Origin of the sequence: Paraburkholderia rhizosphaerae, from assembly GCF_004366595.1 — a bacterium.
Taxonomy (GTDB): Bacteria; Pseudomonadota; Gammaproteobacteria; order Burkholderiales; family Burkholderiaceae; genus Paraburkholderia; species Paraburkholderia rhizosphaerae.
Genome location: NZ_SORE01000019.1, coordinates 51993 through 64716 on the forward strand (window position 1 = coordinate 51993; position 12724 = coordinate 64716).

Annotated in this window: 14 protein-coding genes; 3 read left to right on the forward strand and 11 right to left on the reverse strand. The window is 62.7% G+C overall.

What is annotated here, in order from left to right:
• Positions 1-109 precede the first annotated feature (109 nt).
• The 5 genes from BX592_RS22955 to BX592_RS33970 all read right to left on the reverse strand — a co-directional run bounded on the left by BX592_RS22955 (position 110) and on the right by BX592_RS33970 (position 4312).
• Positions 110-1699, reverse strand: a complete 1590-nt coding sequence (locus BX592_RS22955) for an FAD-binding oxidoreductase (RefSeq protein ID WP_134194844.1) — start codon at positions 1697-1699, stop codon at positions 110-112.
• A 75-nt stretch (positions 1700-1774) separates the two neighbouring features.
• Complete coding sequence (locus BX592_RS22960) at positions 1775-2425, reverse strand: hypothetical protein (protein WP_134194846.1); 651 nt, start codon at positions 2423-2425, stop codon at positions 1775-1777.
• Between the two features lie 388 nt (positions 2426-2813).
• Complete coding sequence (locus BX592_RS22965) at positions 2814-3596, reverse strand: anti-sigma factor family protein (protein WP_134194848.1); 783 nt, start codon at positions 3594-3596, stop codon at positions 2814-2816.
• Positions 3593-4138 carry an RNA polymerase sigma factor gene (locus tag BX592_RS22970; RefSeq protein ID WP_134194850.1) on the reverse strand — a complete coding sequence of 182 codons (546 nt, stop codon included), beginning with the start codon at positions 4136-4138 and terminating at the stop codon, positions 3593-3595. The genes BX592_RS22965 and BX592_RS22970 overlap by 4 nt, the downstream gene beginning before the upstream one ends.
• Before the next feature lie 30 nt (positions 4139-4168).
• Positions 4169-4312, reverse strand: a complete 144-nt coding sequence (locus BX592_RS33970; RefSeq protein ID WP_166676436.1) for a hypothetical protein — start codon at positions 4310-4312, stop codon at positions 4169-4171.
• A gap of 393 nt (positions 4313-4705) precedes the next feature.
• Here BX592_RS33970 and hfq point away from each other — a divergent pair, with 393 nt between their 5' ends.
• Positions 4706-5191 (forward strand): RNA chaperone Hfq, encoded by a 486-nt coding sequence (gene hfq, locus BX592_RS22975; RefSeq protein ID WP_134194852.1) that lies wholly within the window; start codon positions 4706-4708, stop codon positions 5189-5191.
• Between the two features lie 36 nt (positions 5192-5227).
• Here the strand turns inward: hfq and BX592_RS22980 are convergent, their stop codons facing one another.
• On the reverse strand, positions 5228-5455 hold the full coding sequence (locus tag BX592_RS22980) for a hypothetical protein (RefSeq protein WP_134194855.1): 228 nt from the start codon (positions 5453-5455) through the stop codon (positions 5228-5230).
• A 396-nt stretch (positions 5456-5851) separates the two neighbouring features.
• On the opposite strand from BX592_RS22980, the gene BX592_RS22985 reads away from it, so the two are divergent.
• On the forward strand, positions 5852-6049 hold the full coding sequence (locus BX592_RS22985; RefSeq protein ID WP_134194857.1) for a hypothetical protein: 198 nt from the start codon (positions 5852-5854) through the stop codon (positions 6047-6049).
• Between the two features lie 109 nt (positions 6050-6158).
• Here the strand turns inward: BX592_RS22985 and BX592_RS22990 are convergent, their stop codons facing one another.
• The gene (locus BX592_RS22990; protein WP_134194859.1) at positions 6159-6884 is read right to left on the reverse strand and encodes a DUF2968 domain-containing protein; all 726 of its coding nucleotides are present in this window, start codon (positions 6882-6884) and stop codon (positions 6159-6161) included.
• A gap of 533 nt (positions 6885-7417) precedes the next feature.
• Between BX592_RS22990 and BX592_RS22995 the strand changes: the two genes are divergently transcribed.
• The gene (locus BX592_RS22995) at positions 7418-7906 is read left to right on the forward strand and encodes a DUF2147 domain-containing protein (RefSeq protein WP_134194861.1); all 489 of its coding nucleotides are present in this window, start codon (positions 7418-7420) and stop codon (positions 7904-7906) included.
• A 122-nt stretch (positions 7907-8028) separates the two neighbouring features.
• On the opposite strand, the gene BX592_RS23000 is transcribed toward BX592_RS22995, so the two are convergent.
• The 4 genes from BX592_RS23000 to odhB all read right to left on the reverse strand — a co-directional run bounded on the left by BX592_RS23000 (position 8029) and on the right by odhB (position 12655).
• On the reverse strand, positions 8029-8484 hold the full coding sequence (locus BX592_RS23000; protein ID WP_166676437.1) for a transposase: 456 nt from the start codon (positions 8482-8484) through the stop codon (positions 8029-8031).
• 147 nt (positions 8485-8631) lie between these two features.
• The gene (gene zapE / locus BX592_RS23005) at positions 8632-9729 is read right to left on the reverse strand and encodes a cell division protein ZapE (protein WP_134194865.1); all 1098 of its coding nucleotides are present in this window, start codon (positions 9727-9729) and stop codon (positions 8632-8634) included.
• A 111-nt stretch (positions 9730-9840) separates the two neighbouring features.
• Complete coding sequence (lpdA, locus tag BX592_RS23010) at positions 9841-11271, reverse strand: dihydrolipoyl dehydrogenase (RefSeq protein WP_134194867.1); 1431 nt, start codon at positions 11269-11271, stop codon at positions 9841-9843.
• A gap of 106 nt (positions 11272-11377) precedes the next feature.
• Positions 11378-12655, reverse strand: a complete 1278-nt coding sequence (gene odhB, locus BX592_RS23015; protein WP_134194869.1) for a 2-oxoglutarate dehydrogenase complex dihydrolipoyllysine-residue succinyltransferase — start codon at positions 12653-12655, stop codon at positions 11378-11380.
• Between the last annotated feature and the right edge of the window lie 69 nt (positions 12656-12724).

The following is a 12724-nucleotide window of genomic DNA, read 5'->3' on the forward strand; positions in this document are numbered from 1 at the left end:
TGAATACCAAGCGCCTGTCGCGATGAACGTGCGCCGGTCCATCGTCAATACCTCGCCCGCGCGCGAGTGTGAATGCGAGCCAGGACCCGCGTCCGGTGCTGACAGGCCATCATGTATAGCCTCGCTTGTCGCGCCACGCGCGCGGCCAGATCCCCTGCTTGCCCGGCGACAGGATCCCCGCCGGGTCGAGCGCATCCTTCACCGTCTCCGACAGGCGCAGCAGCGCGCCGTCGTTGAAGCTGTACTGTGCCGCCGCATAATCCATATGCAGAAGGTGCGAGCGGTATTCGCCATACCCGGCTGCGCGGACGTCGCTCATCAGCGCGCGCAGCAGGTCGCCCGCCCGTTCGCTCTGCTTCGTGTCGTCGCGATTGAAGATCGCCGCGAAAATATGATGCAGGTGCCGCACACCCGCCGTGAAGCCGCCGTAGTAATCGAATCCATACGACGCGGCGCGCCCTTTCACCATCATGTACTGACGCAACGCGTCGCGGCCGGTTGCCGGACAGATCGGCGAGAAGTCGATATGCGCGCCGCTGCCGCCGCGCCAGTCGAGCATCCGGAATGCGGTCATCGCGGGAATGCCCGCGAGGTTGCGGTCGCCGCCGCCGGTCGGCTGTGCGTCGCCCGCATACTTTTTCGCAAACATCGACGCGCCCGGCACGCGCGCAAATGCACGCTGCACAATCGCATTGCGGGCGTCGATCAGTTCGGGCGCGCCGTACAGCGCGTAATGCAGGTTCCAGCGGCCGACCTGCAGCTTCTTCAGCATCGCGTCGATTGAACTATCGGGCATCGCACCATCGCCGTCATACCATTGCGCGCGCGGCGACAGGCCCGCTGCGCGGCGCAAACCGCCTTCGATCACCGCATGGTTGGTGATCGTGTCGTCCAGCCGCAGCGGCCGCAGGATATCGACGATCGCCTCGAGATCGCGCTCGTCATGAAACTGGATCTCGCCAAGCAGATACGCGGGTGGAGCAGGCATCAACCACAGGCCCATCTTCGTGACGATGCCGTAGTTCGATTGCATGAACATCGGGTCGAACGACGGACCGTAGCCCGGCCGGTACGCTTGCCATGATGTGCCGATCTCGATCCCGCCCATGCCGGTGCGCACGACATCGCCGTTGGCGAGCACCACTTCCATCCCGCACTGCGTCGCTGCGTGATCGCCGTAGGCGGTGTAGCCAAATCCGCGCTCCAGCGTGTTGCCGACCACGCTGCCCCAGCCGGCCGCCGGCGGATCGACCCACAGCTTGTGGCCGTGCTCGTGCAGGTAGTTGTACAGATCGAAATAGCTGACACCCGGTTCGACGAGCGCATACGCGAGCGTGTCGTCGACCGCCAGCACGCGGTTCATCCGCTGCAGGTCGAGCACCACCGAACCGGCAAGGCGCGGCGCCGCGCCGCCGTACGCATAGTTACGACCGGTCGATACGGTCCATAGCGGAACGCGGTACTCGTTCGCGACCCGCAGTACCGCCTGAATCTCTTCGACCGATGACGGCAGCAGCGCAGCCGAAGGGATAAACGCCGCGCCGGAGGGACCCGGCGCAAACGGATCGAGATACGGCGTGAGCGCCGCGCCGTCGAGCACATGCTCGCTACCGAGCAGCGACTGCCACGCGGCAAGCGCGCGCTCGAATTGCGTGGTGGTCACGCCAGGCGGCAGGATGCGGATCGCGGGCGGCGTCATACGGCGCCCCCGATCTTGCCGCATCGCCGCGGAGTGAAACGCCATCGCGCCGACCGCGCGCCGCGCGTGCCCGCGCTAGCGACCGTGGCCGCCGCCGCCGTGGAAGCCACCGCCTCCATGAAAGCCGCCGCCGTGGAAGCCGCCGGGAAATCCGCCACGGCCATGGAACCCGCCATGAAAGCCTCGACGGAAATGGCTGAATCCGTACGGATGTCCGAAATGGACATCGTTGATGTGGTGGAAGTGATGAAAGCGATCGACGAATACGAACGTCGCGCCGACGCCGAGCACAAACGGCGGCCCCCAGTAGTACGGATAGTACGGGTACGGACCATAGTCATCGCCAGACACTTGATTCGGATCGTAAGGTGCCGGATAAATCGCACCGCTATTGTCGTCTGCCTTCTGTATACGCCATGTGCCGTCCGGTTGCCGACACGCGAGACCGGTGATCGGCTGTTGCTGGCCGTCGATTTCAGCATTGCCGGTAACTTCGCGGCACTCCTGCTCGGCCTGCTCGGCCTGCTCCGCGGGCTGAGCGAACTGCTGCGCGTACTGCGGGTCGCCGCCGGACGGGTCGTCACTGTCCGTTGGCGCCCCCGGCAATTCGTCGCCGGGCAGCGCATTGTGCTGCGGACCGGCCGGCTCTGCAAACATCGGCGGCGCCGCCGCCGCACAACCGGCAAACACGAACAGCACGACTGCAATGACAGATATGGTGCGCATCCTGTATCCCGCTTCGACGGTGCGGCACCGCGACACAACCGTGTGTCGACGCCGTGAAGGCCCTGTCGATTCGCCTGCGTAGCCCGGGCATCGCCGTTGCGTTGATGCACTGCGACGACGGGCCTGCAATCTATAAACGCGGTGATGCGCACCGCTATTCCGCCGCTTTCGACGGGCCGCACAGTGGCTTCGTTACGCGGTATTTCCGGGCGGCTCGACGGCTCGTGGAATGAAGCATCGCCAGCATGCGATGCACGGCGGCTGAGAGACGGCTGCGAGACTGACACGACACGGGTTCACCGGCATTCGCGCCGGCTACCCTCGTTGTTTGACAGAGGCCTCGCGTGATGAACCTTGCCGTAACCGTCACGGCAGGTTGCGTTGCGTGCTATTGCCACGCTTCCGGACGGCCGCCGAGCGCGCTGCACACATCGATCGCGATCGAACGGAGCTTGCCCTCGGCAATCGGACCGGATAGCGCGTAGCCCATGCCGTCGCTGACCCAATAGAACGTGCGTCGATTGCCATCACGGAACAGGCGAAATGCGGTCTCGTCCTTCGGCACGCCGGTCGCGTAGAGCGTGAGGCGCCCCCCCGTCTGGTTCTCGTACATGAATTGCGCGGCCGGTCCCGCTTCGCCCGGCAACAGCCGCCCGCCGACCAGCGAATAGCCGTACTCCTGCAGCGACGGCACCGACAATTTGCGATTCAGACGCTTCGACAGCCAGTTGATCAGATGCTCTTCCTCGGCCGCGGCGACTTCGACCGGATGACGCTGCTCGGGCGTGTACACCGCGTAGGCAATATCGGCGCGGCGCGCGAACGACATCGTCTCGCCGCCCGTCAGGCGCGGCACGAGCGGCTGCAGCGCCAGCGTGAGCCCTGCGCCGGCGACCAGCCAGCACGCGGCGATCGCGGTGCGCCGCCACCACGACGACCGGGAACGCAGGACCATGAATTGCGCATCGTCGCGGCTGGCCACGCCGCCGCACAACGCGCGCAATGCGGCCTTCTGCGCGCGCCAGGCAGCGACCTGAGCCGCCGCCTGCTCGTCGTGCGCGAGATGCTCGCGCACCGCGGCCTTCTCGCGATCTGACAACTCGTCGTCGACGAACGCCGACAGCATGCGCAGATCGGGCGCGGATTCGGGATGGTGGGCGTCGTTGTTCATGAAGAATTTCTCACCACTTTCAGCGACGGGGACTTGTGCCTGTTTTCCTGTGAGTTCTGTTGATCCGGGCCTTCCGTCAACATCTGCCTCATTTGCTCGCGTGCACGCGACAGGCGCGACATGATCGTTCCGACCGGTACACCGAGTGAAATCGACGCTTCCTGATAGCTAAGCTCTTCAACGCAGACGAGCAGCACGACTTCGCGCTGCTCGACCGACAGGCTGTAAAGGGCGCGTTGCACGTCGCGCAACATCAGTCCATCGACCTCGCCTCGCGGCGCCTCGAGGTTGCGCCATGGCGCGCTTTCGTCGTCCACCGCAACCTCGCGACGCACACGCAGCTGGTCGATGTACAGGTGCCGGAGAATGGTCAGCAGCCACGCGCGCAGATTGCTGTTCGGCCGGAACGCCGACCAGCGGGCGAGCGCACGCTCGGCCGTATCCTGAACCAGATCGTCCGCCCAAGCATGATCCCCCGTCAGCGCGCGTGCATAGCGGCGCAACTGCGGGAGCCAGGATACGACTTCCGCTTCGAAATTCACCCGGCTAGCGACCCTCGCGTTGTGTGCGGATCAGTATCCGCCGGAACTGCTGCTACTACCGCTGCTGGCACCACCGCTGCCGCTATTCATATCGCTGCAGGCGGTCGTCGCGAGCGTCGCCGCGCCAAGCGCGACCAGCATGCACAGGGTGCTGACGAGTCGTGTCATCTTCATGCACATCTCTCCTTTAGGTACGGGCCTTGCGGTCCGAAAGCAGGTGGACGGTATTCGTCGAATGTGAAACCAGGTACTACTCGTGAACAAAACGAGATTCCGGAGCGTTTTATTCCGTCCCTTCCCGCCGATTTTTAAAGTTATGCCATATCGCGTTTTGTTCTCTACCAAACGCTTGCAACCGCATGGACGATCGCACCAGGTCGGGGCGCGCCCGACGTGCGTCACCACGCAAGATGCAAAGATTCGTAACGCAACGTTACACATCGTATTTAACGGATGCTTATGCGGTCGCAAGCCGTTATAGTGGGCGTCTGGTTCGCCGATCAGCGCGCGTATGCGCCGACCCATGTAGAATCCCGGCGAACAACCGTACTTCACACACAATCGTCCATGCCCTCCGCAGAATCGCATCCGCAAAACGACTTCATGAACGCTGCGCGCAAAGAAAGAAAGCGCGTCGAAATTTATCTCGTCAACGGTATCCGTTTGACGGGGTGCATCGAGTCGTTCGATCAGTACCTGGTGATGCTGCGCACGCCTGTCGGGCTGCAGGGCATCTACAAGCGCGCCATCTCGACGATCCAGCTCGATACCGGCACGCGCCCAGGGCCGCGCGCCGGTCGTCCGTCGCATGGCGAACATTCGTCGCGTGGGCCACATGGTTCGCACGGTTCGCATCGGGAACCCCGCGAGCCGCGTGAACCCCGTGAACCGCGTGAGTCATATGGTAATGCGCCGGGCACACCCGAACGCTCCGGGTCCGACGCGCCGGTCGTGGTAACGCGCCGGCGACGCCTGTTCGGCGCGGGCGCCAGCGATGGTCACGGCAATAACAACGGCAACAACAATCACGGCGGCTCGGGCAATAACGAGTAAGCGCCGCTGGCAAGGACCGGCGGCTCGCCGCTGGTTCTAGACGGCTGGTCCGGCAAGCCGCCTCAACATCCGTTCGATCCTTATTCCCTGTTGCTGCGTCAGCTGATAGCCGCTTTGCAGCGCCAGCACCCGACGCCGCCAATATTGCGCATCCAGCAGGTCCAGCATCGGCTGCCGCGTCGCCCATTCCAGATGTTCCAGTTCTGCGTCCACCACATGTGACGCATTCCGGCGCAACACGCAGCCGGGTCCGTTCGTCTCCATGATTGCTCACCTTGTCCGTTCGCAGGCGAGCGGCTCGCAAAGTGCGGCCGTTGTTATGCGACGGAACAAAAACGAAAGCCGGCGCGGAAAATTCCATTGATCTGTGTAGCGTGCACAGCCGGCGGATGAGGCGGCGCTGATGCGTTGGTGAACGGGATCGGGAAGCGGAAACCGAGAAACAGAAACCGAGAAGCGGAGACGGAGATGGGGAACGGAAAACCAGGAACCAGGAACGAGGGTCTGCGGCAGGCGAGATACGATTGCGGTTAGGATCGCGCGTCAAACTTCGAGCCGCGGTCCGAAACATTAAGAACTAACTTAGGTCAATGGGTCGAATGTCGTCGGCGGGGGTTTGCGCTATGCTGGTTGTTCGACAACGTCAGAGCGGAGAGCGATATGTCCACGTCGAAGCCGAAAGCACAGCAGGCCGAGCTCACCGTCGAGCAACGCCTCGACGAGGCGCTCGCAGAGACCTTTCCGGCCAGTGATCCGATCGCGGTTGATCCCGACGAACCCAAACGCACGCCGGCGAAGCGCAAGACAACCGCGGCGAAGCGCCCGGCTCAACCGCATGCGCGGCCTCTACCGCGCTGATCCGACCGCCGCGCTGCGCGGATGACCTTGTAGACGATCGGTCAGCGTCATTGAACGGGGGCGCCAGCAGACCATGCTCGACAGCGCACATGCGCTATCGGGCAATGGGTCAACGAATTGGCAGACCGCTATCCAGCTGACGCTGCAGGTCTCGCACCTGGCGCTGCGCGTCGCGCAACTGCGCCTGGGCTTGCGACTTCTGCTGCTGCAGCGCGGTCGCTTCCGCGCGTGTCTGCTGCTGCTGATTGCTGACGATCGCCTGCTGCTGGCGTGCGATCGTCAGGTCCGCCTGCAGACGGTTCGCGCGATCCTGCGATAGCGCGATCAGGCGATCAGTGAGCGCCTTTTGCGCTTCCAGCCTGGTCCGACGGATTTCGACGTCGGATAGTTGCGCGGTCTGACGCACGAAGTCTTTGTAGATCATCTCGGCACGCTGATCGTCCTGCGTCTTGATCACACGCCAGAAGTTTTTCTGTTGGAACAGCGCGACGTAGTACGTCATTTCCTTGCCATAAAACAGCAGACTCGCGCCGTAGCTGCCGTTGTACGTCGTGCGCATTTCGGTGAGATCCGGGCCGTGGATCATCTGTTGCAGTTCCGCCACATTGCCCGTTGCCGACTGTTTTGCCTCATCCGGCGTCAGCGCAATCGCTTGATCCGGCGCTGCGGAAGATGCCGCCGAGGTATCCGGTTGTACCGCCGCTGTGATGGTTTCCGCAGCAACGCCACTCGCTGCACTGTCCGACACCGCCTGTTGCGCCTGAGCGGCCTGCATTCCCCCGGTCGCGATCAATACCGACAGTACGATCTGCCGGATTTTCGACTTCTGGTCCATGTAGTTCCTGCTTTGAACAGTTTTTGTTTTAACCCAATCGTCTCATTATTACCCAGAATCGGGCGTTTCGGGTTCATCGTCGGAAATTTGATACGCGCGCCGCGCGTGGGTACTGCGCAGTGAACGGCTTTCACGTCGCGACCTGCTATCCGATGCGAACAGAACACGCGCGTCGCATCGGATCCTGCCACGCCACGCACGTCTGTTGCGATGGCAGTCGCCACGTCGATTGATGCACAAAGGCCGCGTCCACACCGACCGTGCGTCGATCAGTCGATCGCACGCGCCCATCACTTCGTTCGTCGCCACGTGACATCGGCCGCCCTCTAGAAGTTTTCCTATCAAACGGGCTGCGTCCTTTCACGTATTCTGCCGCTCGCGGACAGAATCACCCGCTAGCCGGCTAAACGCGCAATCGAAAGTACCGAAACGAAGCGCCGAAAAGAGACCGCTCGCGAACCTGTTCACAATGCACGCACGCGGATCACACCGCCCGCGCCGATTCGCGACGACTTCCCATCATAGGAAAAACCATGCTGCAGTTCTCCCGGCACGCCCGCAGACTCGCCAGCCGCGCGCTGTGTGAAGCCGCCGTCGCAAGCACGCTGCTCATCAGTGCGACGCTCGCGTACGCGCAAGGCGACAACAGTCCGGTCGGCACGTGGCAAACGATCGACGATCATACTCATCAGCCGAAGGCGCTCGTGCAGATCACGCAGGACGAGAACGGCACGCTCAGCGGCAAGGTCATCAAGTCGCTCAACCCGAACGAGCCGCCTGGCCGGCGCTGCACCGAATGCACAGACGCGCGCAAGGATCAACCGATCCTCGGCATGACCATCATCAACGACATGAAGAAGGACGGCGATGTCTGGGCCGGCGGCCAGATTCTCGATCCTGAGAACGGCAAAGTCTACAAGTGCAAGATGCACACTGAAGATGGCGGGCAAAAGCTAATTGTTCGCGGGTATATCGGTGTGTCGTTGCTTGGGCGCTCGCAGACCTGGATTCGTCACGACTGAGCGAAGCCGAATGCACACGGGCGCATGTCACAGCAACTGACGATAGAAAACCGGCCGGCGGTGTCGTCGCCGGCCGGCCGTCTCTTCGGTGCAATTCGATTCGATTCGGACAAGCGGTCGTATCAGGCCGCGTGCTTGAAGGCGCGCGCGAAGTTGAACACGGGAGTAACGGCCGATGCGCCCGAGGCCGTCGGTGCATAAGCGACTGCAGCTGCTGTGTCGGTGTCTTCGGTAGCCGGCAACTCGCCAGCCTGGCCAGCGACATGGATGCGCATGCGCGCCTCCATCGAATTGCACAGATCCGCTCCTGCCAGGCCGAACAGTTGCTCGAGCAGACGCTTGAGCACGCCCGATTGATGCCATGCCTTGAAGCGGCGATGGCAGGTTTGATATGACGGGTACTTGCGCGGCATGGCCGACCACGTCGCGCCGCTGAACATCACCCAAAGTACGCCGTTCAGCACGGCGCGAGTGTTGGCGAGGGGGCGGCCGCGCAATTCTGAGCGCGGCCGAAGTTCGGGAAGCAGCGGTGCGACGCGCAGCCATTCTTCATCGGTGAGATCACGGTATGGGGTCAAGGTATCCTCCTTCGTCGAGACCCCGACGACGATATCGACTCCCTTGTACACCGAATATCAGAGCAATCCGAATCTTGAAAATGCGACGCGCCCTACGCCAATCGGCGTAGTACGCGATGCGCTATCTCATTCAGGTGAATCCGCGTACTACGTAAGCGATGTATCGACGACGCGTCGCGGCGTATCCAGATACTCCTTCGACTGCATTTCGACGATGCGCGACACGGTCCGCGTGAACTCGTTGGCCATCGGCCCCTCGACATACAACTGTTCCGGCGGCACCGCGGCTGACATCAGCAGCTTCACCTTGTGGTCGTAGAACACGTCGATCAGCCAGGTGAAACGGCGCGCCTCCGATTGCATACGCGGCGTCATCTGCGGCACGTCGGAGAGGATCACCGCGTGAAAACGCGACGCGAGTTCCAGATAGTCGTTCTGCGAGCGCGGGCCGCCGCAAAGCGTTGCGAAATCGAACCAGACGACACCGTCAGCGCGTCGCAGCGCCTTCAGTTCGCGTTTTTCGATGCGCAGCAGCGGGCTCTCGTCCGGCACCGCGGCGAGCCGTGCGTACGCGTCGCGCAGCGACTTGTCCGCGGCCGCGCCAAGCGGCGTGTGATACACCTCGACCTGCGACAGCGTGCGCTGCCGGTAGTCGACACCCGCGTCGACATTGATCACGTCCAGCTTGCTCTTGATCAGTTCGATCGCCGGCAGCAGGCGGTCCCGATGCAGGCCGTCCGGATAGAGCGTGTCCGCATCGTAGTTGGACGTCATCACAAACTGCACGCCATTCTCGAACAGCCGGTCGAGCAGCCGGTACAGGATCATCGCATCTGCGATATCGGACACGTGGAACTCGTCGAAGCAGATCAGCCGATAGCGTTTGGCAATCCGCCGCGCGAGTTCGTCGAGCGGGTCGGCCTGCCCTTTCAGTTCCTCGAGCTCGCGATGCACTTCGCGCATGAACTCGTGGAAATGCAGCCGCGTCTTGCGCGTCAGCGGCACGACCATGTAGAAGCTGTCCATCAGGAAGCTCTTGCCGCGCCCTACACCGCCCCACATGTAGACGCCACGCGGCAGGTCCGGATGCATGATCAGCTTCATGAACCGGTTCGGCCGGCGCGCCTTGTACGCCACCCACTGTTCGTAGCATTGCTGCAGACGATCCACCGCCGCGCGTTGCGCGGGATCGGACTGGTAACCCCGAGTCTGCAGTTCGTTTTCGTAGTATTCGGTGACGTTCATCTTATGCAACTCTGCAACAGCCATGCAGCAAGATATGACAAAGGCGGGAGGGTTTGAACCCTGCCCGCCTTCGTCGTGATACCCAATGCGAGGAAATCGGGCGTTTGGCGCTTACATGTTGAGTGCGCGCTTGTCGACGGCGAGCGCGGCTTCGCGCATCACTTCCGACAACGACGGGTGCGGATGGCAGATCCGGCCGATGTCTTCCGACGCCGCCTTGAATTCCATCGCCACCACCGCTTCCGCGACCAGATCCGAAGCGTTGGCCGAAATGATATGCACGCCAAGCAGTTCGTCGGTCTTCGCGTCGGCGATCATCTTGACGAAGCCGTCCGCCTTGTTGATGCCGAGCGCGCGGCCGTTCGCCATGAACGGAAACTGGCCGGTCTTGATCTCGCGGCCTTCGGCCTTCAGCTGCTGCTCGGTCTTGCCGACCCATGCGATTTCCGGCTCGGTGTAGATCACCCACGGAATGCAGTTGTAGTCGATATGCGGCTTCTGGCCATCGATGATCTCAGCCACCAGCACGCCCTCGTCTTCGGCCTTGTGCGCGAGCATCGGGCCACGCACTACGTCGCCGATCGCATAGACGTTCGGCACGCTGGTCGCGCAATGGTCGTCGACGTCGATAAAGCCGCGCTCGTTCGCCTTCAGGCCGATCGCTTCGAGACCGAGATTGTCGGTGTTCGGCACGCGGCCGATCGACACGATCAGGCGGTCCGCTTCGAGCGTCTGCGCATTGCCGTCCTTGTCCGCGTACGCGATGGACACGCCGTTGGCCGACGTCTTCACTTCGCCGATCTTCACACCGAGGTGGATATCGAGACCTTGCTTCTTGAACTGCTTGGCCGCCTCTTTCGCCAGCGCCTGGTCGGCGGCGCCGAGGAATTCGGGCAACGCTTCGAGCACCGTCACGTCGGCACCCAGACGGCGCCACACGGAACCCAGCTCGAGGCCGATCACGCCGGCGCCGATCACCGCGAGCTTCTTCGGCACCGCGTCGAAGGACAGCGCGCCTTCGTTATCGGCGACGAGCTTGTTGTCGACCGGCACGTTCGGCAGATGACGCGCCTTCGAGCCGGTCGCGATGATCACGTTCTTCGCGACGACCGTTTCAGTTTCGCCTTCACCGCTCACTTCGATCTGCACACCGACATCGCTCTTGCCGACAAACTTGCCGTGGCCCTTGAGCCACGTGATCTTGTTCTTGCGGAACAGGAACTCGATGCCCTTCGTCATCTTTTCGACGATGCTTTCCTTGCGCGCGAGCATCTTTGCGATGTCGACCTTCACGTTTTCCACGCTGATACCGTGGTCCGCGAGGTGGTGCGACGCGTTCTCGAACTCTTCCGACGACGCGAGCAGCGCCTTCGACGGAATGCAGCCGACGTTCAGGCACGTGCCGCCGAGCTTCAGCGCGCCGGCCGGGTTCTTCCATTTTTCGATGCAGGCGACCGACTTGCCGAGCTGAGCGGCGCGAATCGCGGCGATATAGCCGCCGGGACCGGCACCGATCACGACGACGTCAAATTCTTTGGACATGACAATCCTTTGGATGGCGCAGCGATGCGCGGCCACGTTTCGTGACGCGCATCTCTGCGGTACAGACTACGTACTGACTTGCTGGAACGACTTGGAACGCCGCGAATTACAGGTCGAGCAGCAGGCGCGCCGGGTCTTCCAGCGCATCCTTCATCGCGACCAGCGACAGCACCGCTTCGCGGCCATCGATGATCCGGTGGTCGTACGACAGCGCGAGGTAGTTGATCGGGCGGATCACGATCTGACCGTTTTCGACCACCGGACGCTCCTTGGTCGCGTGCACGCCAAGAATGGCCGACTGCGGGGGGTTGATGATCGGCGTCGACAGCATCGAGCCGAACACGCCGCCGTTCGAGATCGAGAACGTGCCGCCGGTCATTTCTTCGATCGACAGCTTGCCGTCCTTCGCCTTCTGACCGAATTCGGCGATCTTCTTCTCGATGTCCGCGAGGCTCATCTGGTCGGCGTTGCGCAGGATCGGCACGACGAGGCCGCGCGGCGAACCGACCGCGATGCCGATATCGAAATAGCCGTGATAGACAATGTCATTACCGTCGATCGACGCGTTCACCAGCGGGAATTTCTTCAGCGCATGCACAGCCGCCTTCACGAAGAACGACATGAAGCCGAGCTTCACGCCGTGTTCCTTCTCGAAGCGATCCTTGTACTTGTTGCGCAGATCCATTACCGGCGCCATGTTCACTTCGTTGAACGTCGTGAGGATCGCGTTGGTTTGCTGCGACTCGAGCAGACGCTCCGCGATACGCGCGCGCAGACGCGACATCGGCACGCGCTGTTCCGGACGGTCGTGCAGCCACTGGTCGGAGCCCGGCGCCTTCACGTCCGGCAGCGACGGCTTCGCGGCCTTCGGCGCGGCCGGTGCCGGTGCGGCCTTGGCGGCCGGTGCCGGCGCTGCACCCGCGCCCAGCACATCCTGCTTCGTGATGCGGCCGTCGCGGCCCGTGCCCGCGACATCGCCGGCGGACAGGTTCTTTTCGGCCATCAGTTTGGTCGCGGCCGGCGACGACGCAGCATTCGCATTCGCGGCGGCAGCCGGGGCCGCGGCTTGCACGGGTGCCGGTGCGGCGTTGGCTTGCGGTGCGGGCTTCACTTCGGCCTCGACGGCCGCCGCGCCTGCCTTGCCTTCCGTGTCGATCTTCGCGATCAGTTCGTCGGCGACGACGATATCGCCATCGTGCTTGATCACTTGCGCGAGCACGCCGGCCGAGGGTGCCGGCACTTCGAGAACGACCTTGTCGGTCTCGATTTCGATCAGGATTTCGTCTTGCGTCACTGCTTCGCCCGGCTTCTTCTTCCACTGCAGCATCGTGGCTTCCGACACCGACTCGGAGAGCTGGGGAACCTTGACTTCAACAATAGCCATGTGATTTTCCTGGAATACGTATTTGGGTAACGGCGTAATAAATCGCGAGAACCGCACACGCGGCCACAA